Genomic DNA, 22,224 nt, shown 5'->3' with positions numbered 1-22,224 from the left:
CCATCCAGCCGCTCCGGCGGCCGGCGAGGCATCCGGCCGGGCGGCCGCTCCTAGGGCTGCACGACCCTCAACTCCCGTACGCCCACCGGCTTCGCCGCGTCATCCGAAGTGACCAGCAGCCGCACCTGACGGGCCGTCGCCCCCGGCCGGTACGGCTGCCAGTCCGTGCCGTTCACCGATGTCTCCAGGCGGTAGGAGGAGAAGCGTGCGTCCGTCCACTCCGGCTCGATCGAGGTCACCGGGGCCGCACGCCCCAAGTCCACCGTCAGCGCGCCCGTCGCGCCGTGCGGGGACCAGGACGTGGCCGGGCTGCCGTCCACCGCGGCGACCGCGTACAGGCCGGGGGTCTCGGAGGTCGCCGTCGCCGGGCGGCAGCGGGCCGCGTCCGTCGTCCGGGCGAGGTCGGGGCGGCGGGTGGCGAGGGCGAGCGTGCCGGTGAGGAGGCGCGGGCCGGTGGGGGTGTGGACGGTGAAGGGGGCGCCGGAGAGCAACCGGACCGTCGTCGTCAGGGGGCCGATCGCGATGTCGAACGTACGGCCCCGGTAGCGCAGCCCCGTCAGAGTGACGCCCTTTCCCAGCTGCGGCGGCAGCAACGGATCGAGGCGCACCCCGTCCTCCCGCAGCCGAAGACCCGTCAGACCGTGTGTGAAGACCTGGAGGAATCCCCCCTTCCCGGTGAGGAAGTCCTGGGCGGGGGAGCCCGACAGCGGGTCCTGTGCGCCCGCTTTCGCGCCCCGGGCCTCGCTGAACAGGGCGTACGGGCCGCGCATGAACGGGCGCACGGCGCGCTGGAGATATGTGTACGTTGCGCAACCGGCCTCCCCGATCGTGGCGGCGTCGATCGCATGGACCGAGTCCGTCATCGCCGGGCCGTCCGGATCGGTGCGCGCGGCGTAGTAGTCGAGCGTGGACGCCCGGGCGCCCGGCTCCATCGGCCACTCGAGCGGGTAGATGAGCAGCACCGTGTCGGCCTGTTTGATCGTCGAGCCGTTGTAGCCCGCGTACTGGAGGAAGAGTTTCCGCTTCGGGTCGTACGGGATGCGCAGACCGTCCGCGACCCGCGTCCACTCGGCCGGTGCCGGGTGCCCGAGCAGTTGCGCCGCGCGGGTGGCGTTGCGCAGGGCCGTGGCCGCGACCGCGTTGGTGAAGACCCCGTCGGTGACGCCGTTGCTGTACTCGTCGGGGCCCGCGACGTCCTTCACCGAGTAGCTGCCGTCGCCGTTCGCGGTGGCCCGCGAGGCCCAGAAGTCGGCGATCCCCTGAAGCAGCGGCCAGCCGTGCCCGGCCAGCCAGTCGCGGTCCCCGGTCGCCAGGTAGTACTGCCAGACCGCGAGCGAGACATCGCCCTGGAGGTGGTTCTGGGTGAGGCAGTGCGGGGGGTCCCAGCTCTGGCACTCGGTCCAGAGGTTGCCCTTGCTCGCGCTCGTCCACGGGTAGAACAGCCCCCGGAATCCCAGCTTCTGCGCGTTGGTGCGGGCAGCTCCGCGCGTGCGGTAGCGGTACTCGACGACGGAGCGTGCCAGTTCGGGGCGGGTGACGAGCAGCGCCGGGTACATCCAGGTCTCGGCGTCCCAGAACACTGAGCCCGCGTAGTCGTCGCTGGTCAGACCGGTCGGAGCGATGCTGTCGCGGGACCCGGTCCGGGTGGAGGCGAGCAGTCCGTACTGCGCCGACCGCAGCCACCTCTGCAGCTCGGGACTGTCCGGTACGGAGATGTCGGCCGCCCAGGCCTGTCGCCAGGCGGCGGCGTTCGAGGCGAGGACACCGGACCAGCCGCGCCGGGCCGCGCGCCGGGACGCCTCGCCGGCGGCTGTGCGCGGGGCGGACGAGGTGAGCGCGGTGTCCACTCCGACGTACTTCTCGAAGGTGTATGTGCGTCCGCTGCGCACCCGGACCGTGCTGCGTACCCGGTCGGTGCCGGGTACCTGCCCCGACTTCGATCCGCCGGTGCGCATCGTCTGGACGATCGCGCCCGCTGTCCCGGTGCCCTGTGTGCGGAACGTTCCGTCGTCATTGAGCGTGATCCGGCGTGCGCCCCGCGGGTCGAGGCGGCCGGTGACGGTCGCCGTACCGTTCCAGTGCGGTGTCATGCGCAGCCGCACGGCGCCGGTGTGCACATCGGACCGGTCGGCGAGCACCTCGTACGTCAGGTCCGTCGTGCGCCCGTCGGCCGTGGTCCAGCGCAGCGACGTACGCACCAGGCCGCAGCGCAGGAACACTGTCTGGCGGTAGTGCGAGATCCGGCCCGGAGGCGTGGCGGAACCGTAGGTCTCGTTGCCGACGCGTACGTCGAGCGTCGTCCAGCTCGGCAGTGCGGCGATCACCTCGCGGCCGGCCGCGAGGTTCTTGTCGCGCCCGAACAGGCCGGAGACGAAGGCGCCGTCGTAGCGCGGAGTGAACAGCGGCCAGCCGGTCCTCCCGCCCGAGGCGGCATAGCCGGCGCCCGTGGCGGGCACTCGATGGGCCAGATATCCGTTGCCGACATAGGGGTCGTAACCGGCGGCCTCACCGAAGCGGGTGGAGGTCGGCGCCCAGGCGGGGTCGGTGTCCCGGCCGCAGGCCGTGGACGAGGGCGGGAGGGGAGCGGCGGCGTACGAGAGGGGCGGCAGCGGTGCGATCAGGGCGCCCGCGACCAGAGACGTCAGGGACGTGAGGAGACAGAGGCGCGAGAGGCTCACCGTATGAAGGTATGGACGCGTGCGCCGAGCGGCGGTGCACGGCGCGCGGCGCGCGGGTGAACGGCCGTCGGCCCTGTCAGCCGGCGAGGCCCGTTTTGAGGCCAGCGCCGCACAGGGGCACGACGACGCTCCGGTCCGTCCAGCCGCCGACCGCGGCCCAGCAGGCGACGCCCGTCGTCTCCACGTAGAACCCGCGGGCGGCCAGATCCAGCTGTGCCGTACGGATCTGATCCTCGGTCACCGTGAGGAAGGTGCCGCCCGATTCCCGTACCGCGGCCAGGATGGCCCGGGCGCGCGGCGGGCGGGGGATGGCGATGCCCTCGGCGAGGGTGGGGGCGGCCGCGCCGGCCGGGGCGTCGAGCAGTCCGTCCGCTTCCGCGCGGAAGGCGGCGGCCAGCGGTGACACGGCCTCGGCCTGTACGGCGATCAGCGCCGGGCGTTCGTCGATCAGCCCCTGGGCGTGGAGTTCGGCGGTGGCCAGGGCCGCGCCGAGGAGGAGTGTGCCGTTGCCGACCGGTACGGCGATGGCGTCCGGCAGGTGGCCGCCGAGGTCCTCCCACATCTCGTACACGTAGGTCTTCGTGCCGTGCAGGAAGTAAGGGTTGAAGACATGCGAGGCATAGAAGGTGCCCGGGGTGTCGGCGGCGGCACGGGCGGCCAGCGCGGTGGCCTCACGGTCGCCGGGAACGATCTCCAGGCGGGCGCCATGGGCCCGGATCTGCTCGGTCTTCTTCGGTGACGTGCCCTCGGGGACGTACACCGTGCAGGGGAGCGAGGCACGGGCGCAGTACGCGGCGACGGCCGTGCCCGCGTTGCCGCTGCTGTCCGCGATGACGCGCTCGGGCGAGAGGCGGCGGGCCAGTTCGGCGAGCATCACGGCGCCGCGGTCCTTGAAGGAGAGCGTCGGCATCAGGAAGTCGAGCTTGGCCGTGACCGTGCCGGTGAGCGGGACGAGCGGGGTGCGGCCCTCGCCGAGGGTGGTCGTGGGTGCGGCGAGGGGCAGCGCCTCTTCGTAACGCCACAGTGAATTGACGCGTCCGGTCAGTGAGTTGAGCGAGAGCGGCCCGGCGACCTCGAAGTCGAGGTCCCAGGGGCCGCGGCAGACCGGGCAGCACCAGGTGAGGGCGGTGGTTTCGGCGCGGGTGCCGTCCTGCGGACAGAGATACATGGCCATGCCCGTCAGCATGTCAGGTGTGTGGCGGCTGAGTGGCGAAGGTATGGCACACGTCAACGCGCCCTTGTGTGATTCCCATGGATCGGTCAATCTTTCGCTGTCGGCCGGGCCGTGGGCAGCGCGGAATCCGAAGCGATTGATTGTCATGCCCATGCTATTCGAGTCCACTCGACTCGGTCCGGCCCGGCCCTGCCCCACCTCCATTTCCCATGGAACCCCCCACCAGCGCACCGCAATCGAGGAGGACCCCTCACATGTCAGTGATGCGTCACACCCCCCACGCGCGTCGAAGACTCGCCGCGGCGAGCGTCATAGCCGGTGCCGCCCTCGCGCTCTCCACCGCGGCGGCGTTCCCCGCCGCCGCGGCCGGGACGGCGGCGGAAGGCCGGATCGAGAACGCGGGTGCCCCGGGCACGATCAGCGGCAGTTACATCGTCACGCTCGACGAAGCGGCGGCCGACGCCGGCTCCGCGCAGGGCAAGGCGCTCGCCAAGGAGTACGGCGCCAAGATCAAGAAGACCTACCACGCGGCCCTCAACGGCTACGCGGTCGAACTCTCCGCCGCACAGGCGAAGAAGTTCGCCGCGGACCCGGCCGTCGAGTCCGTCGTGCAGAACAGGACCTTCACGGTCTCCGGCACCCAGCCCTCGCCGCCCTCCTGGGGGCTGGACCGGATCGACCAGAAGACCCTGCCGCTGAACCAGAGTTACACCTATCCCGACAAGGCGGGCGAGGGTGTCACCGCGTACATCATCGACACCGGTGTCCGGATCACCCACAGCGACTTCGGCGGCCGGGCCTCGTACGGCTACGACGCCATCGACAACGACAACACCGCGCAGGACGGCTACGGCCACGGCACCCATGTGGCGGGCACCGTCGCCGGTTCGGCGTACGGCGTCGCCAAGAAGGCGAAGATCGTCGCCGTCCGGGTCCTCGACGACAGCGGCTCCGGCACGACCGCGCAGGTCGTCGCGGGCATCGACTGGGTGACGGCGAACGCCGTCAAGCCGGCCGTCGCCAACATGAGCCTGGGCGGCGGGGCGGACTCCGTGCTCGACGCCGCCGTACGGAAGTCCATCGCGTCCGGCATCACCTACGCGGTCGCCGCGGGCAACGAGTCCACCGACGCCTCCACGAAGTCCCCGGCACGGGTCACCGAGGCCATCACGGTCGGCTCCACGACCAGCACGGACGCCCGCTCCAGCTTCTCCAACTACGGCAGCGTGCTGGACATCTTCGCCCCGGGCTCGTCGATCACCTCGGCCTGGAACACCGGCGACAGCGCCACCAACACGATCTCCGGTACGTCGATGGCGACCCCGCACGTCGCCGGCGCCGCGGCCCTCTACCTGGCCGACCACCCGAGCGACAGTCCGGCACAGGTCTCCGCCGGACTGGTTGCCGCAGCCGGCACCGGAGTGGTGACGAGCCCGGGTACGGGCTCCCCGAACCGGCTGCTGAATGTCGGCAGCGGCACCACCACGCCGCCGGGCAAGAAGTTCGAGAACACGACGGGCTACACCATCGGCGACAATTCCACCGTCGAGTCGCCGATCACCGTCACCGGTGTCACCGGCAACGCGCCGGCCACGCTGAGCGTGCCCGTCAATATCGCGCACACCTACATCGGCGACCTGAAGATCGACTTGGTCGCGCCCGACGGTTCGGTCTACAACCTGAAGGCGTACGGGACGGGTGGCAGCAGCGACAACGTGGTCACCACCTACTCGGTGAACGCCTCGTCGGAGGTGGCCAACGGCACCTGGAAGCTGCGGGTCGGCGACAATGCGGCGGCCGACACCGGGAGGATCAACTCCTGGGCCCTGCAGTTCTGATGACGGCTCCGTAAGCCATTGAGCGTGTGTGGGGCGGCCGCATCCGCGGCTGCCCCACACACCGTGCGCCGGCGCCGGTCGAGGCCCCGGTCGACCGCGGTCATCAGCTCGCCGCCGCCCGTGACGCCGGTCCGGCCCTGACCGTAGAACGGCATGCCCATCACCAGCTTGCGGGCAGGGGCGCCGCGCTCGATCCAGTCGCGGACGGTCTGGTCGACGCTGAAGTCGCCCTTCGCGTACAGCGCGGACTGCTGGGCCGTGGTCGCCTCGCCGGAGACATGGAAGTCGTATCCCTGGAGGTTGACGAAGTCGAAGTCCCGCATGATGCGGCGCACATCGAAGCCCGCATAGATCTTGGCGGGGGCGGTGGGGACGAACGCGGAGAGGTCGTAGTGCTTCGGCTTCGTGCCGCGGCCCCTGCCCTTCTGCGTCTTCGCGCTGCTCTTCGCGCAGGCGTCGAGCCGGGTGCGGAACTCGTGCACCGGCGCGGTGAAGTTCCGCTTGTCCTCGGGGCGGTGGACCGTGTCCGTGTCACCGGCGGAGCCGGGCCACTCCCAGTCGATGTCCACGCCGTCGAAGAGACCGGCCGCGGCGCCCTGGTCGCCGCGCGTTCCGTCCACCGGCAGGTTGCCCTTGATGTACAGGTCGATGCAGGAGGAGACGAACGCCTTGCGGGAGGCGGCGGGGCGGGCCGCGTCCGAGAAGTGGGTGGACCAGCTCCAGCCGCCCATGGAGAGGAAGCTATTGGTCTGGACCAAAAGGGGGCAAGGGGCTGGGGGGAGCCTGGCCGGAAGGGGCGGAGCCCCTGCGGCGGCCGGCGGCGGGATATGCGCGAGGTTGTGATGAATCATCACTTCGGGTGAAACTCTGGCCTGCGCTTGCGATCCACAACCGACGGTTGTCAGGCTGTTGCAGACTGTCAATCTGTTGGGAGTGGCCTGTGACTTTCGGTGAGCAGCCCGCCTATCTGCGCGTTGCGAGCGATCTGAGAGAGAAGATCGTCAACGGTTCGCTGCCGCCGCATGCGCGCCTGCCGTCGCAGGCCCGTATCCGCGAGGAGTACGGAGTCTCGGACACCGTCGCGCTGGAGGCGCGCAAGGTGCTCATGGCTGAGGGCCTGGTCGAGGGGCGTTCCGGCTCCGGTACGTATGTGCGTGAGCGCCCGGTTCCGCGCCGGATCGCCCGTTCCGGCTACCGGATCGGGGCCGGGGCCAGCCCGTTCCGTCAGGAGCAGACGGCGGACGGGGTGCGCGGGACCTGGGAGTCCCGCAGTGAGCAGGAGGGCGCAAGTGGTGAGATCGCCGAGCGCCTCGGCATCGAACCGGGCGACCGGGTGATGCGTACGAGATACACCTTCCGGGAGGCGGGGGAGCCGATGATGCTCTCCACATCCTGGGAACCCCTCGCCGTGACGGGGCGTACGCCGGTGATGCTGCCGGAGGAGGGCCCGTTGGGCGGCTGCGGGGTGGTCGAGCGGATGGCCGCGATCGATGTCGTCGTGGACAACGTGGCCGAGCAGGTCGGCGCGCGGCCGGGGCTGGCGGAGGAGCTCCTGGCGCTCGGTGGCGTACCGGGTCATGTGGTGATGGTGATCGAGCGTACGTATTACGCATCGGGTCGCCCGGTCGAGACGGCGGACGTGGTGGTGCCCGCTGACCGTTTCCGGATCGCCTACCACCTTCCGGTCAGGTGAGCGATACCTGGAGGGCGCCGTCCGGCGTCGGTGACGGCAGGTCAACGCCCTGTCGGGTCGCGTAACCGAGGGGCGGTCACCGGCTGTAATGGATTGTCATGTCCTGCTCCTTCCTTCCCGTTCGTAGCCGCACACCGGAAGACGAACGGGCCCCGTCCTCGGGCCGGTGTCGACGGTGCGTACGGCGACGGACCGGGGACGCAACTGCCGCAGGGGGCGCATCCCACCGGGTGCGCCCCCTTCTCATGGCCGGATCGGTATCTCTTTGTGTAATTACGTATCCGTTGAGTGAAGGTCAGGCGTAGGCTCCGGCATATGCGTACTGCGGTTTCCTGGGGATCCTTAGAGACGTGCATGCCGTTCGAGGGAGGGGCGCGATGCTGGGGAGGGGGGCGATGAGCGACAACGGTGCCGAGCTCCCTTGGCTGGTGATACGGCAGGACGACAACGGCAATCGCTACCGCGTCGGCAGGTATGCCACACAGGGCGAGGCCCAGAAGACTGCCGACAAGCTCGACAGTCACGGCCACAAGCAGCTCTATTGGGTGGAGCGCATCGGGCAGAGTGCCCGGCCGTAGAGCGTCTGCAAGGAGTCGGGCGGGGGCGTTACGCTCCGGCTCATGAACGATCGTGTGGTGGTGGCCGGAGCCGTTTACGACCGGGGCCGCCTGCTGGCCGCGCGCCGCAGCGCCCCGCCCGAGCTGGCCGGCCGGTGGGAGCTGCCGGGCGGGAAGCTGGAGCCGGGGGAGAGTGGCGAGCAGGCGCTCGTACGGGAGCTGCGCGAGGAGCTCGGCGTGGAGACGGAACCGCTGGAGCGCATCCCCGGTGAGTGGCCGCTGAAGCCCGGGTACGTACTCCGGGTGTGGACGGCCCGTCTGGTGTCCGGGGTGCCCGCACCGCTCCAGGACCATGACGAATTGCGCTGGCTCGGGCCCGGCGAGAGCGACGCGGTCGACTGGCTGGATCAGGACCTGCCCGCGGTCGCGGAGGCGATGCGCCGCCTGCCGGACGGTGCGCCCCGCTGACGCGGAACGCTGCGGCGAGCGCTGTCGGCGTGGATTGCGGCATGATTCCGGTGGCGCGCGCCGATGACCCCGTGCGCCCCTCTCTCTGCGTACGTCTGTTCGTGCGCGCGGCCATACACCCGTACGCCCCACGTGTCGACCCCGGCGATAGTTCGCCCCAAATATCGGGTATGTCCTGATTAACCCCCGTAAACAGGACGTTCCTCGTTGCTGGTCTTGGGAAGTGGTCGGCGTGATCGACACCGAAGGCGACTGCGCCGAGTGGACCTTTCCGGCTGTGCCGGGCGCCGTGCGTTCCGCGCGGCATGCGGTCCATGAGGCGTTGCGCGGCTGGGGGCTCGACGCTGCCGTCGGGGATATGACAGTTCTGCTGGTCAGCGAGTTGGTGACCAACTCCATGCAGTACACATCGGGCCCCATCGGCGTACGTCTGCTGCGCCCTCATCTCAACGGTGACGCTCCCGCCGCCCGTCCCGGACTGCTCGTGGAAGTCTCCGATCCGCTTCCGGATCCGCCCACCGAACGTATGGCGGGACCCGATGACGAGGGCGGCAGAGGACTGCAGCTGGTGGCCTGTTCTGCTCGCCGCTGGGGGACCAGACGCGGGAAGACCGGCAAGACCGTGTGGTTCGAGCTGGCCCTGCCTGGTTAGGAGTGGGGTGGGACGCACAGCGATCACCAGAGGTCGGGCAGAACCTGGCTGAAAGGGACTGAGACCGTGCTGTGATCGTGAACGCCGTGTCGGTAGGGGCCGTAGTGCTGAATACTGCGGGCAGGACCGGTCCGGTGTGTGAGCTGGAGGGGACGGTCGCGTGAGCGAAATACCTGGGACAGCGGGCGACATTGTGTGGCAGAGCAGCCCGCCTGGCTCGATCTATGACTACATCAGGGTCGCCTCCTTCTCGATCGGCCCCGACGGCCTGATCGAGCAGTGGAGCCGGCGGGCCGCCGGTCTCTTCGGCGTTCCCGCAGACAAAGCGGTAGGCATGGATCCGGTCGAGGCGTTCATGCCCGCCGAACTGCGCGGGGACGGCCACCGCCGGGTCCGCGAGATCCTCGACGGCAAGGAGTGGACCGGCCTCGTCCCCTTCCGGATACCGGACGAGGATCCCGTGCACGGTCTCGCCGAGATCTATGTGATGCCGAGCGAGACGGGCACCGGGGAACGCGCTGCGCTCTGCATTGTCGTGGACGTCCGCGCGCTGCGCCGGATCGAGACGGACCTTGCTGCGTCACAGGCCATATTCGGCCAATCTCCCTTCGGTTTCGTGCTGTTCGGTACGGACCTCACGGTGATACGGGCCAACCAGCGCTTCGCCACCGTCTTCGGCGGTCAGGCCGCCGACCACCGCGGCCGTACGGTCGACGACTATCTCTCCCGCCCCGAGGCCGACCGGCTCACCGCCACGCTGGAGCGCGTTCTGGAGACCGGCGCGTCCGTCACCGATCTCCAGCTCGTCGGCACCGCGCCCGGCGACAGTGACAACCGCCACTGGTCCATGAACCTCTACCGCGTGCACAGCGGATCGGGCCGCCCCATCGGCATCGCCGGACTGGCCACCGATGTGACCCGACGGCACATCGCCGCCCGCGAGGCCGCCAGCGCCCGCCGCAACCTCGCCCTGCTCAACGAGGCCAGTGCCCGTATCGGCAACTCCCTCGACCTGGAGACCACCGCCCGCGAACTCCTCGATGTCGCCGTGCCCGGCTTCTGCGACCTCGCCTCCGTCGACCTCTACCAGGGGCTGCTCACCGGCGACGACGCGCCACCCGGCAGCTGGGATTCGCTCCGTCAGGAGTCCGTCGGCGGCTCCGCCGAACTGCGCCGCGTCGCCCTTGCCAGCGCCGTGTCGGACGCCCTGCCCGCCACCGCCGCGGACACCGCCGCACCCGACAGGGGCACCGGCCCGCCCGCGCTCGGCGCCGTACACCGCTTCTCGTACAACTCGCCCTGCGCCATTGCCCTGCGCACCGGTCATGTCGAGGATGTGCCCGGCGACGACCGGGGCTTCGTCCAGTCCACGCTCGCCGTACCGATGGTCGCCCACGACACGGTGGTCGGTCTCGTCCAGTTCTCCCGTACGAAGGGCAGCGAACCCTTCGGCGAGAGGGACCGTGCACTGGCCACCGAACTTGCCGCCCGCGCCGCGGTCTGTATCGACAACGCCCGCCTCTACCGGCGCGAGCACGAGCGCGCACTGATCCTCCAGCGCAGCCTCCTGCCACCCGGCGACCCCGTGGCCGCCGGCCTGGACATCGCGTGCCGCTACCTCCCCGGCAACACGGCCACCGAGGTGGGTGGCGACTGGTTCGACGTGATCGAACTCCCCGGCCACCGGACCGCCCTCGTCGTCGGCGACGTCATGGGCCGTGGCCTGCGCGCCGCCGTGGCCATGGGCGAACTGCGCACCGCCGTACGGACCCTGGCCCTCCTGGACCTGGAACCCGCCGAGGTGCTCTCCGCACTCGACGAGGTCGCCCGCGGGCTCGGCACCCCCGGCGGCGGCACCCAGTGGCCCTCGAGGGCCGCCCACAAGTCCCGCGAGGCAGACCTCTCCGAGGTCTACCTCGCGACCTGCGTCTACGCGGTCTACGACCCGGTCACCCGGCGGTGCACCTTCGCCAACGCCGGCCATCTCCCCCCTGCCGTGGTCGAGCCGGGCGAACCGGCCATGCTGCTCGACGTCCCGCCCGGGATGCCGCTCGGCGTCGGCGGCGAACCCTTCGAGGAGGTCGAGGTCGAGCTGAAGGAGGGCGCCCTGCTCGCCCTCTACACGGACGGCCTCGTCGAGTCCCGCGACCATCCGCTCGACGAAGGACTGGATGCCCTGCGCGGTGCGCTCATCGAACCGGAACGGCCGCTCGAAGACGTCTGCGACCACGTACTGACCACCCTCGACACCCGGCACGGCGAGGACGACATCGCCCTGCTCATGGCCCGCATCCGGGGGCTGCCGGCCGATGCCGTCGGCGACTGGCGGCTGCCCCGCGAACCCCGCTCCGTAGGCCGCGCCCGCGAACTGGCCCGTGGCCGGCTGCTCGCCTGGGACCTCGAGGAGCTGGTGGACACCACCGAACTACTGGTCAGCGAACTGGTCACCAACGCCCTGCGGTACGGGGAGGGCGAGATCCGGCTCAGGCTGCTGCTCGACCGTACGCTCGTGTGCGAGGTATGGGACGCGGGTCTCGTCCAGCCGCGGCGGCGGCGGGCACGCGACACCGATGAGGGCGGGCGTGGGCTGCAGCTGGTCGGGCTGCTGAGTGTGGCCTGGGGGTCGAGGCGGACACCGCGCGGCAAGACCGTCTGGTTCGAACTGGCGCTGCCCGACGGGGAGCCGGCCGCCGAGCGCACGGTCGAGCAGCTGCTGAGCATGTTCTGAGCGGTTCGGGAGGCCGCCGAGGGCTCCTGCCCGCCATAGCGCCTCCGGCGGCGCCGCCCCGTCATCAGCCCGCCGGGACCGCGGTCACGAGGCCGTTTTCAGGGCGGCGAGACGGGCCTCGACCTCGGCGCTGTCGCCCAGGCTGTCCAGTTGCTCGAACTGGGCGTCCAGGGACGACGCGGCGAGCTCCTGCTTGCCCAGCGCCTTCGCCTCCTCGCGCCGTACCTTGTCCTCGAAACGGCTGAGTTCACTGGTCGGGTCGAGCACATCGATGTTCTTGACGGAGTCCATCATCCGGTTCTGCGCCTGGGCGGACTTGGCGCGTGCGACGAGCTCGTCACGCTTGGACTTCAGCTCCGTCAGCTTGGTCTTCATCTGGTCCAGGCCGGACTTGAGCTTGTCCACCACCTCGGTCTGCGAGGCGATGGTGGGCTCCGCGGTCTTCGCCTCCTTCTCCGACTGGAGCTGACGGCCGAGCGCGACCTTGGCCAGGTTGTCGAACTTGTCCGCCTCCGCGCCCGCCCCGGCCGCCCGCAGCTCGTCGGCCTTGCGACTGGCGGCGAGCGCCTTGCCGCCCCACTCCTTGGCCGCGTCGACGTCCTCCTGGTGGTCCTGTTCCATCAGCCGCAGATTGCCGATGGTCGCGGCGACCGCCTGCTCGGCCTCCGAGATGTTGGCCGTGTAGTCGCGGATCAGCTGGTCCAGCATCTTCTGCGGATCCTCCGCCTGATCCAGCAATGCGTTGATGTTGGCCTTCGCCAGCTGGGTGACGCGGCCGAGGACGGTCTGCTTGGTCATGGCACCTCTCCTGTGTGTGAACGCGTGCGAATGAAGCCTTGAGCCGGTGTCCGTGCCGTCGGCTCAGAAGCGGCCGCCGCCGCCCCGCCGGCCGCGCGTGCCCCCGCCGCCGAAGCTGCCCGGCCCGCCGCCCCCTCCGTAACCCCCGCCGAAGCCTCCTCCGTAACCCCCGCCGCCGCGGCCGCCCCCGCCGCCGCCCAGGAGTCCGCCGAGGATGATCCCGCCGAGCACCGCGCCGCCGACCCCGCCGCCCCCTCCCTGCATACCGCCCGGACCGCTCCGGCCCCCGTACGACCGCACATCCTGTTCGGCCAGGCTCCGGGCCTGCCCGGCCAGGGAATCCGCCTGCTGCGCCTGGGCCAGCGCGCCCTGGGGATCGCCGGTCCCGGCCAGTTCACGGGACCGGTCGAGCCGCCGCTGGGCCTCCGCGAGGCGGGTCCGGGCCTGGCTGCCCACGGCTCCGCGGTTGGTGGTGATGCAGTCGGCTGCGGCGGCGATCGCCGAACGCGCGGTGAGCGTCGCCTGGTCGAGGAGGGAGCGGGCCCGCCGGTCGCCCTGCTCCTGCTCACGGGCGCCGGCCAGCGCCTCGTCGAGCGCCGCATCGGCCTCCTCCACCCTGCGCAGTGCGTCGATGGGGTCGTACGGACCGGCCTGCATCTCCCCCTTCACGTCACCGAGCACCGACTCCGCGCGCGCGATCCGGCCCCGTAGGTCCGCCGTCGACACACCCTCCGCGGTGCCTTCGAGCAGCCCGCCCGCATCGGCCAGGTCGGTTTCCGTCTCGGTGAGGGCGGCAGGCAGTCTGCCCGCTGCCTCCATGAGTTCCCGGCTCCGCCGGTCCACGGCATCGACGAGGGTGGTCGCCTGGTCGACAGCGCCCTCGGCGGCCCGTACATACACCGCCGCTGCGGCGTTGTTCCCGCTGTCCACCGACTGCCGGGCCCGGTTGAGACCGGACGTGGCGAAGACGAGCCGGTCCTTGGCCTGCTCGACGGCACCGGCGACCGGCGCGGAGGCCGACTCCGCGTACCGGCTGCGCATCGCCGTCAGAGCGGCCTCGGCAGCGGAGACGCGGCCGGCGAGAGCGCGGAAGGCGGTCTCGGCCGTGGCCAGGGCCTGCGGAGCGTTACGTTCCAGGGCGCGCAGCCGGTCGAAGTCCTCGGACACGGCGTCGAGGCGGGTGTTGGCGTCCGCGCAGCGGCTGATGATCTCGTCCAGCATCCGGCGCCGCGTCGCGTCGTCCTCGGGAAGGGCGTCGTCCAGCTGCTGGCGCAACCGGAACGCGGCCGTCAGCTCGCCCTTCGCGTAGGTGACGGCCTCGGTGAAGGGGGCCGCGGCCTCTTCGCCGAACTGGGCGGTGGCAAAACCCAGTTCCTCCTCACTGGTGCGGACCGCGTCGTCGGTGTCCACCAGCAACTCCTTCGCTCGGGCATCGAGCTCCGGCAACGGAGTCGGTGGCCGGGGCGGCGGGCCCGATCCGGCGGAGCCCGGACCCCAGCCGGTCGCACCGGGCGTGGTGCGGGTCGTGGCCCGCCTCCTGCGCCGGGTGTACGCATAGCCGGCGACCGCTGCCGCCCCGCCGACGACGACCACAGGCAGAATCAGGTCCGCGGCACTCGTCCCGCCGGAATTCCCAGTTCCGGGATCGGCGACGCCAGGCGTGATCGTCGGGGTGGGCACGGCCTTGTCGGCCAGCACCGCGGAGTACCCGTTCGCGGCGCCGATCGCCGCGCCGGCCCAGTCGTGCTCCCTGAGCGCGGGCTCGATCGCTGTGTCGGCCACGTCCTGGAGCTGGGCGTCGGTGAGGCGTGAGCCCTGTTCGACGGTGTACGCGTACTGCCGGTCGTGGGTGGCGACGGCGAGCAGGACGTCCTCGCGGCCGAGGCCGTTGCGGTTGGCCGTCTCATCGGCCCAGCTCTGCGCGGACCGGCCGGAGAAGTCACGTACGTAGACCACGAAGAGCTGGATGCGGCGGTCGGCGTACAGCCGGTCGAGCGCGGCCGTGACCTGGTCCCTGCGGTCCCCGAGCGCCCCCACCTTGTCGGTGATCTGCCCGTCCTTGGACAGGGTGACGGGATCGTCGGCGCGAGCGGTCAGCGCGGCGGGAAGGGCCAGCCAGCACACCGTCAACAGCACGGCGAGAAGGGCCCGGCCCGGTATGGGTATCCGGGTACGGCTCACGAGCGGCATCACATTTGTGAGGCTATGTCCACCCTCTGTCACCCGCGACCGGGCGATCGGGCCCGGATTCGGGAACGATGCCGTTCATACTGCGACAGCACACCGGCATCAGGCATTCAGGGGGGACGGACGTGCGGACGCGGATGAAGCGCATGACTCAGGCCGTACGGAACCGGGCGGCCCGGTTCCGCTGGAGCGGGCTGTGGAGGACCTGGCCGAGACGGATCGCGCTGGGAGCGGTCCTGGTGATCGTGATACCGGTCCTCACCGCCGGTATCGCCCTGCGGCTCAACTATTCAGGTGAGCCCGGCGACGGCACCCGCACCCGTGGCCACGATGCCATCTGGCTCGGCCACGCCTGGGTCGACGGGCGCAAGGACGACGCAGACCTCGCCGCGTTCGCCGCCCGGATCAAGGGGACCGGGATCAAGGACCTGTACGTCCACGCCGGGCCACTGGAACACGACGGCACCCTGCCCGCCGCCCGCTACCCCCGGGCGCGGTGGCTGCTCGACGCCGTACACCGCACCCTGCCCGGCATCCGGGTCCAGGCCTGGCTCGGCGACAAGCTCGCCACCGAAGGGCCCGACGGGCTGCGCCTGGAGCGGGCCACGTCCCGAAGCGCTGTCGTCGCATCGGCCCGGCAGATCCTGGACGCCGGGTTCGACGGCGTCCATTTCGACCTGGAGCCGCTGCACTCCGGCGACGGCCACTACCTCTCGCTCCTCGACGACCTGCGCGGGCTCACACGGGCCCGCAAGGTCCCCCTGTCGGTAGCCGCCCACCAGATCGACCCGCTGCCGGCGGCGCACAGGGTGGTGGGGGCGCTCAGTGGCCGCCAGAAGTGGTGGTCGCAGAAGTTCTTCGGGCAGGTCGCACGCCGGGTCGACCAGATCGCCGTCATGTCGTACGACACCTGGATGCCGCTGGAGGGCATGTACGGCGGTTACGTCGCCGAGCAGACCGCGCTCGCCCTGGAGGTGACACCCCCGAAGACCGAGCTGCTGATGGGGCTGCCGTTCTTCCACGAGAACGACCTCGGACACCACGAGGCGGCGGAGACGGTCGCGGCCGCGGTCCGGGGCACCAGACTCGGGCTGGGGCGCACGGACCGCGGCCGGGAACGGTTCGGGGTCGCGCTCTACGTCGACTTCGCGGCGCGGGACGGCGACTGGGCGGCGTACCGGAAGGGCTGGAACTGACCTCCGCGCACGCCGCCACAGGGCAGATCAGATGGAGAAGCGCTCCTTGGCGAGCAGCGGACGCACCTTCGACTGGAACCCACCGGTCCGGAACGGCCGCTGCAGCAGGCCCGGGCGGATCGCCTGGGCCAGCGCCGCGGCGATCATGCCCTGGTCGAGAGCGAGCACGTAGTCGCTGACCCGCCCGGTGCCGACGTTGACGGAGTCCCGGAATCCGTATCCGGCGTGGTAGGCGCCGAAGTCGCGGTCGAGCGCACGCAGGTTGGCGATCGCCTCGTCCGGCGCGTAGGGCAGGGCGAGGAAGGAGGCGTGCGGGGTGACCACACCGTTGGTGAACGCCGAGGGGGGCGGCAGCGGCTCACCGTCCGTGGTGTACGTACGGTCGGTGTTGGAGGCGTATCCGTCCACCTGCATGCCGATCGCGTCGACGCCGTACTCCTGGTACCCGCCCTCGGGAATGTTGGCGGGGGAGAAGCCCCAGTACCCGTACTCCGCTTCCTTCATACCGTGTTCGATCTGGCTGCGGACGTAGCGCCGGTGTGTGAGGCCCCAGGACCGCGGCGACCACTCCGGCTCCGGTACGAACAGCGGCACCATCAGAGCCTCGAACATCGACCCGCCCCAGGTGGGGACGATCTTCCGGCCGCGGTGGGTGTAGTGCCCCTGCCAGACGCGTACGCCGTCCATGGCGACGTAGCTGCCCTGCGGGTGCTGCTCCTGCCCGTGCTCGGGGAGCATCGTGCGCAGCAGGTGCCAGTAGTGGTCGGTGGGCAGCGAGCCGTCCGCGATGCCCAGGTAACTTGCCATGCGCGGCTCGGTGTTGAGCGCGCCGTAGTGATGGCCGGTGGGCTCCTCGGTGTCGGTCCAGAATCCGCCGCGCAGCTGGCCGGGGCCTGCGACGGGGTCGGCCGGGTCGTACGGCGTGTAGTAGTACGACCAGTCGGCGGTGGCCAGGATGCGGGCGATGCGGGGGCGCAGCGCGGGCGAGGCGTCGGCGGCGATGCGCAGACCGGTGATCAGCCAGGCGTTGTCGACGGAGGAGAGGAACGGACGCACCGGGTCGCCGCTGCCGGGCCACTCGGTCAGGACCGAACCGTCGTGCGCGTCGTACCAGTTGAGCCAGAACCCGTGGTGGCGCTCCAGCTTCTCGACGGCCCCGACGGTGCGCTCCAGCCTGCGTTCCATCGTGGCATCGCTGATCACGCCGAGCCCGGCCGCGGCGACGGTCGACCAGAGGCCGCAGCCGATGTTGGTGGGGGACGTCTGGCGCGACTGGACGGGGGCGGCGCCGCTGACGTCGATCTTGTCGACGGCGAGACCGAAGTCGGTCGTCATCGCCTCGATCGAGCGATAGGTGTCGCGGAACCAGCGCAGGAGCAATGCTGTGTCCGAGCCGTGCACGGATTGCGCGGCGCCTGCTGAAGGCGCGGATACGGCTCCGAGGGACAGGGCGGCAGCCCCTGTTCCCGCGGCGGTGAGAAACGTACGACGGTCCATTAAAACCCCTCGAAGAAGAGCCACCGACTGTGGGCGGTGGGCGGATTTCGTTCGTCGGTCGTGGCTGAGGGCGCGGGGCGCCGTGATGCGTACGGCACCCGCGCGGGCGCCGCACGTGGGCGGGGCTGGACACGGGCGGCGCCGCGCGCGGGCAGAGCTGTACGGGAACCGGCGTCCGTCAGGTACCGCCGGTTCCCGTACGGGCGGGAGCTGTCAGGTCGCTCCCGGTCGGGGGCCGAGGTCAGTCGGCGATGCGCGGCAGTGCGCGCGTGCGGCCCATCTCGCCCAGCCAGACGGCGGACGGCTTGGGCAGGCGCTCGAAGGTCTCCGGGTTCCAGCCGATCAGACCGAAGGTCGGCTTGTAGGAGCCCCACTCGTAGTTGTCGAGCGCGCTCCAGGCCAGGTAGCCCTGGATGTTCAGGCCGTCCTCCAGCGCGGACGCGACCTCGTTCAGCGCGCCGGTGTAGTAGTCGATCCGGCGGCTGTCGTCGTCGGTCGCGATGCCGTTCTCGGTCACGATCAGCGGCACGTCGTTGCCGAGGACCTCGGCGGTGTGGCGCAGCGCGTAGCCGACCGCGGAGGGGTAGTACTCCCACTGCGTGAGGGTGCGCTCGACGCCGTCGGCCGTGGGTATGGGGCCCTCGGTGCCGATCTTGGTCCGGGTGTAGGACTGCACACCGATCCAGTCGTCGCCGCGGGCGGCCTCGATGAAGATGTCCTCGCGGGGGTGACGGTAGGCCGCGGTGACCTCCTCGGCGCCGGGCAGGGCCTGGTAGACCTGGTTGGCGATGGTCCAGCCGACCTGGATGCCGGCGTCGATCGCCTTGACCTCCTTGACGGCCGCGTGGTGCGCGGCGATGACGGCCTGGGTGGTCTCGTCGTCGGGGGTCGGCAGACCGGCGGGCGGGAAGCTGTTGTCGCCCCGCTTGGCCTGGCCCGCCATCACGGCGATCATGTTCGGCTCATTGATGGTGCAGACGTGGCTGACGCCCTCGCCGATCACCGGTGCACAGGCCGCGACGTAGCGGGCGAAGAGCTCGACCGCGCCGTCGGCGGTCCAGCCGCCGCGCGCCTCGAACCACTGCGGCACGGTGAAGTGGTGCAGGGTGATCATGGGGCGCAGGCCGCGCTCGACGGCGCCCTCGACCATGCGGCGGTAGTGGGCGAGTTCGGCCCGGGAGAACTGGCCCTCGGCCGGTTCGATCCGCGCCCACTCGATGGAGAACCGGTAGTCGGTGAAGCCCAGACCGGCCAGCGTGTCCATGTCCTCGTGCCAGCGGTGGTAGCTGTCGCAGGCGTCCAGACTGGGCTCCTGGATGTGGGTGCCCGCGGCGTGCTCCTTGACCCACCAGTCGCTGTTGGTGTTGTTGCCCTCGATCTGGTGGGCGGCCGTGGAGGCGCCCCACAGGAAGCCTTCGGGGAACGGGACCTGGGTGTGAGTCATCGCAAACTGTCTTTCTGGTGATGAAGGGGTGTGGCCGGCGGGGGGGTGGGGTGCGGCCTCGTACGTTTCGGTGGGGCGGCCGGGACGGGCCGGCCTGCCCGGGGGGACGGCTACTTCATGCCGGCCGTCGCGATGCCCTGGGTGAAGTGCCGCTGGAGCGCGATGAAGACGACCAGGACCGGCAGCACGATCAGGAAGGACCCGGCCATCAGCATGCCGTTGGACCCGCCCGCCTTGTTGGGGTCGGTGGCGAAGGTGGCCAGGGCGACCGGAAGGGTGTACTTGTCGGGGTCGTTGGTCGCGATGAGCGGCCAGACGAAGTTGTTCCAGGAGCCCAGGAACGTGAAGATCGAGAGCGTCGCCAGGGCGGGCTTCACCAGTGGCATCACGATCCGCCAGAAGATGTACCACTCACCGGCGCCGTCCATCCGGGCCGCTTCCAGCAGCTCGTCCGGGATCGACTGCATGAACTGCCGCATCAGGAAGACACCGAAGGCTCCGGCGGCGAACGGCAGCACCAGACCGGCGTACGAGTCGATCAGCTGCAGCTTGCTCATCAGCACGAAGAGCGGCAGCAGCATCAGGTTGCCGGGCACCATCAGGGCGCCGAGAACCAGGCCGAAGATCTTGTTGCGTCCGGCGAAGTTCAGCTTGGCCAGGGCGTACCCGAGCATCGAGCAGAACACCAGGTTCGAGACGGTGACCAGCACCGCCACGATGACCGAGTTCATGAAGTACAGCGGCAGATCCAGCTTGTCGAGCAGGTTCCGGAAGTTCTCCAGGGTCCACTCGGTCGGGATCCACACGGGCGGGCTGGCCGTCAGCTCCTGCGGCGTCTTGAAGGCCGAGAGCGCCATCCACAGGAACGGCGCCGACATGATCAGCAGGCCGATGGAGAGCAGGACGTAGACGAGGACGCGCTTCGGGCTGCGAGCCTTCTTCGCGCCCGGCTGCGGCGCGTCCTGGGGCTTTTTCGCAGGCGCCGTCGAGACGGCGCCCGGTGCACTGGTGGCGCTCATTTCGTGTTGTCCTTCAGCAGTCGGAGCTGCAGCACCGTGATGCCCATGATCACTACGAAGAGGACATACGCCATGGCACTCGCATAGCCCATGTGGAAGAAGTTGAAGCCCTCGCGGTACATGTTCAGCGAGACCGTGAGCGTGGAGTCCGAGGGACCGCCCTGGGTCATCACGAACGGCTCCTCGAAGACATTGAGGTAGCCGATGGTCGTGATCACCGTGGCGTAGAGCAGCGTGGGCCGCAGCAGGGGCACGGTGATGCCCTTGAACTCCTGCCAGGCTCCGGCACCGTCCAGCCGCGCGGCCTCCCGTACCTCGGTGGGAATGGCCTGCAGACCGGCGATGAAGAGCACCATGACCGTGCCGAGGTTGCGCCAGACCGCCATCGCGATCATCGAGGGCATGGCGAGCGTCTCGGAGCCCAGGAAGTCGGGCGAGGTGAGACCGACCTCGGAGAAGAGGCCCGCGATGAGTCCGTCGGCGGGGTCGAGCACGAACCGCCAGACCACGGCGACCGCGACGATGCTGGTGACCACCGGGGCGTAGAAGCCGACGCGGAAGAAGGTCCGGGCCCGGTCGATGCCGTTGTTCAGCAGTACGGCGACGACCAGCCCGAGGAAGATCGTCAGGGGGACACCGATCACCACGAAGTACGCCGTGTTGAACAGCGACTTGAGGAACTTGTCGTCGCTGAACAGATTGACGTAGTTCTCGAAGCCGATGAAGTTCGCGTCCAGCGGGTGCGTGACATTGCGCAGCCCGAAGTCGGTGAAGCTCATCGCCAGCGTCGCGAGGATCGGGAGCGCCATGAAGACGAGGAAGAGGACGAGGAAAGGAGTGGAGAACAGCCAGCCGGCCAGGTTCTGCACGCCCATCGAGGACTTCTTGCCACCCCGGCGACCTGCGGGCCCGGTGGCCGGGGACTCGGAAGCCCCCGGCCCGGCCTGCACCTTGGCCGACTGAGCGGCCTTTGAGGTCATGGTGCGCATGACTCCTACTTCACGAGGCCTTCGATTTCGGACTGGGCCGTCTTGAGCGCGTCCTCGGCGGACGCCTTGCCCTGGGTGACCTTGGCGATGGCCTGGTCGACCTTGTCGGTGATCTCCGTCCAGTTGGACAGCGACGGGGAGGACTTGGCGGTGTCCATCTGCTTCTTGAAGACCTGGAGGTTGGCGTCGTCGGCGAGGTCGCCGGAGGTCCAGGCCGAGGTGTTGGCCGGCAGGTCCTTGGTGCGCTTGTACCAGTCGGCCTGGCCCTCGGTGTCGGTCAGGTACTTGATGAACTCCGTGGCGGCAGCCTTGTGCTCACTGTCCTTGGAGATCACCAGGGAGGAACCGCCGGCCATGGAGACGGAGGACTTGTCGGCGGGCACATTGGCCACCGCCCACTTGCCCTTGAGCTGCGGCTGGCCCTCGTTCAGCAGGGTGACGTGCCAGGGGCCGCCGAAGAACATCGGGACGCGGCCGTTGCCGAAGTCCTTCACCACGTCGTAGCCGGGCTGCACGGACTTGTTGGAGAGCCCCTTGTCGAAGTACGAGCCGTACTCCTTGAGCGCCTTGACGGCCTCGGGGCTGTCGATGACGACCTCGCCCTTGTCGTTGACGATCTCGCCGCCGGCCGAGTACAGGAAGGAGTAGAAGTTCTGCACCGTGTCCAGGCCGCTGGGCTGGATGGACAGGCCCCACTTGGTTCCGGCCTTCTTCTGGTAGGCCGAGGCGAGGTCCTGCATCTCCTTCCAGTCGGTCGGAGCCTTGGTGATGCCGGCCTTCTCGGCCAGGTCGGTGCGGTAGTAGAGGACGCGGGTGTCGACGTACCACGGCACGCCGTACGCCTGACCGTCCACCTCGCCCTGCTGCCAGCCGGACTGGAAGAAGTCCTTCTCATTGAACGTCTTGGTGTCGACCGGCTCCAGAACGCCGAGCTCGGCGAACTCGCCCATGTAGCTGCCGCCCATCTGCGCCACGTCCGGCAGGGTGCCGGCGGCGGCCGCGGAGACCAGCTTCTGGTGGGCGACGTCCCAGCCGACCGGGGTCACCTTGACGGTGATGTTCGGGTTGGCCTTCTCGTACACCTTGGCCACATCTGCGAGCTTCTCGCCCTCGGCCCCCATGGCCCAGACGGTGAGCGTCTGCTTCTTGTCCGCGGCGACGTCGTCGCCACCGGAACTGCCGCACGCGGTGAGACCGAAAGTGAGCGCGGCTGCGACTGCGATACCGATCGAGGCGTTTCTGGCGGTGCGGGGCATGGAGGGCTCCTCCTCGAGCAATCCGAATGTATGCGCTGCCTGTAAGCGCA

16 protein-coding genes and 1 pseudogene are annotated in these 22,224 nt (G+C 70.1%); 7 read left to right on the top strand and 10 right to left on the bottom strand.

Annotated features, from left to right (window positions below):
* Window positions 1-50: 50 nt before the first annotated feature.
* Window positions 51-2,678 (bottom strand): discoidin domain-containing protein, encoded by a 2,628-nt coding sequence (locus NRF20_RS16755; protein ID WP_413752823.1) that lies wholly within the window; start codon window positions 2,676-2,678, stop codon window positions 51-53.
* 76 nt (window positions 2,679-2,754) lie between these two features.
* On the bottom strand, window positions 2,755-3,852 hold the full coding sequence (locus NRF20_RS16750; RefSeq protein ID WP_398632406.1) for a threonine synthase: 1,098 nt from the start codon (window positions 3,850-3,852) through the stop codon (window positions 2,755-2,757).
* 254 nt (window positions 3,853-4,106) lie between these two features.
* Here NRF20_RS16750 and NRF20_RS16745 point away from each other — a divergent pair, with 254 nt between their 5' ends.
* Entirely contained in the window at window positions 4,107-5,690 is a 1,584-nt protein-coding gene (locus NRF20_RS16745; protein WP_398632405.1) for a S8 family peptidase, read from the top strand.
* A 107-nt stretch (window positions 5,691-5,797) separates the two neighbouring features.
* Here NRF20_RS16745 and NRF20_RS16740 read toward each other — a convergent pair.
* Window positions 5,798-6,427: pseudogene (locus tag NRF20_RS16740) on the bottom strand (glycoside hydrolase family 18 protein); the annotation flags it as partial.
* A 203-nt stretch (window positions 6,428-6,630) separates the two neighbouring features.
* Between NRF20_RS16740 and NRF20_RS16735 the strand changes: the two are divergent.
* From NRF20_RS16735 to NRF20_RS16715, 5 genes are all read left to right on the top strand, one after another.
* Window positions 6,631-7,383: a GntR family transcriptional regulator gene (locus tag NRF20_RS16735; RefSeq protein WP_398632404.1), complete on the top strand. Its 753-nt coding sequence runs from the start codon at window positions 6,631-6,633 to the stop codon at window positions 7,381-7,383.
* A 395-nt stretch (window positions 7,384-7,778) separates the two neighbouring features.
* Window positions 7,779-7,961, top strand: a complete 183-nt coding sequence (locus NRF20_RS16730) for an SPOR domain-containing protein (RefSeq protein WP_256102713.1) — start codon at window positions 7,779-7,781, stop codon at window positions 7,959-7,961.
* Between the two features lie 42 nt (window positions 7,962-8,003).
* Window positions 8,004-8,408 (top strand): (deoxy)nucleoside triphosphate pyrophosphohydrolase, encoded by a 405-nt coding sequence (locus NRF20_RS16725; RefSeq protein ID WP_093896846.1) that lies wholly within the window; start codon window positions 8,004-8,006, stop codon window positions 8,406-8,408.
* Window positions 8,409-8,631: 223 nt separating this feature from the next.
* Window positions 8,632-9,060: an ATP-binding protein gene (locus NRF20_RS16720; RefSeq protein ID WP_266358264.1), complete on the top strand. Its 429-nt coding sequence runs from the start codon at window positions 8,632-8,634 to the stop codon at window positions 9,058-9,060.
* A 193-nt stretch (window positions 9,061-9,253) separates the two neighbouring features.
* Complete coding sequence (locus tag NRF20_RS16715) at window positions 9,254-11,788, top strand: SpoIIE family protein phosphatase (protein ID WP_413754565.1); 2,535 nt, start codon at window positions 9,254-9,256, stop codon at window positions 11,786-11,788.
* Between the two features lie 84 nt (window positions 11,789-11,872).
* On the opposite strand, the gene NRF20_RS16710 is transcribed toward NRF20_RS16715, so the two are convergent.
* Both NRF20_RS16710 and NRF20_RS16705 read right to left on the bottom strand, forming a co-directional pair.
* The gene (locus NRF20_RS16710; RefSeq protein ID WP_398632403.1) at window positions 11,873-12,586 is read right to left on the bottom strand and encodes a PspA/IM30 family protein; all 714 of its coding nucleotides are present in this window, start codon (window positions 12,584-12,586) and stop codon (window positions 11,873-11,875) included.
* Between the two features lie 63 nt (window positions 12,587-12,649).
* Complete coding sequence (locus NRF20_RS16705) at window positions 12,650-14,776, bottom strand: TPM domain-containing protein (RefSeq protein ID WP_413754564.1); 2,127 nt, start codon at window positions 14,774-14,776, stop codon at window positions 12,650-12,652.
* 143 nt (window positions 14,777-14,919) lie between these two features.
* On the opposite strand from NRF20_RS16705, the gene NRF20_RS16700 reads away from it, so the two are divergent.
* Entirely contained in the window at window positions 14,920-15,969 is a 1,050-nt protein-coding gene (locus tag NRF20_RS16700) for a glycoside hydrolase family 18 protein (RefSeq protein WP_398632439.1), read from the top strand.
* Window positions 15,970-15,996: 27 nt separating this feature from the next.
* Here the strand turns inward: NRF20_RS16700 and NRF20_RS16695 are convergent, their stop codons facing one another.
* From NRF20_RS16695 to NRF20_RS16675, 5 genes are all read right to left on the bottom strand, one after another.
* Window positions 15,997-17,466, bottom strand: coding sequence for a glucoamylase family protein (locus NRF20_RS16695; protein WP_398632401.1), 1,470 nt, complete (start codon window positions 17,464-17,466; stop codon window positions 15,997-15,999).
* 241 nt (window positions 17,467-17,707) lie between these two features.
* The gene (locus tag NRF20_RS16690; RefSeq protein ID WP_398632400.1) at window positions 17,708-18,910 is read right to left on the bottom strand and encodes a glycoside hydrolase family 1 protein; all 1,203 of its coding nucleotides are present in this window, start codon (window positions 18,908-18,910) and stop codon (window positions 17,708-17,710) included.
* Window positions 18,911-19,020: 110 nt separating this feature from the next.
* Window positions 19,021-19,929: a carbohydrate ABC transporter permease gene (locus NRF20_RS16685; protein WP_266358255.1), complete on the bottom strand. Its 909-nt coding sequence runs from the start codon at window positions 19,927-19,929 to the stop codon at window positions 19,021-19,023.
* On the bottom strand, window positions 19,926-20,918 hold the full coding sequence (locus tag NRF20_RS16680) for a carbohydrate ABC transporter permease (protein ID WP_413752822.1): 993 nt from the start codon (window positions 20,916-20,918) through the stop codon (window positions 19,926-19,928). Before NRF20_RS16680 ends, NRF20_RS16685 begins: the two co-directional genes overlap by 4 nt.
* Window positions 20,919-20,923: 5 nt before the next feature.
* Window positions 20,924-22,174 carry a sugar ABC transporter substrate-binding protein gene (locus NRF20_RS16675; RefSeq protein ID WP_398632398.1) on the bottom strand — a complete coding sequence of 417 codons (1,251 nt, stop codon included), beginning with the start codon at window positions 22,172-22,174 and terminating at the stop codon, window positions 20,924-20,926.
* Window positions 22,175-22,224 lie beyond the last annotated feature (50 nt).

It is taken from the genome of Streptomyces sp. R-74717 (assembly GCF_047305335.1).
GTDB lineage: Bacteria > Actinomycetota > Actinomycetes > Streptomycetales > Streptomycetaceae > Streptomyces > Streptomyces atratus.
Note: the sequence above shows the minus strand (reverse complement) of the source record. Positions and strands in the feature narration are given on the sequence as shown.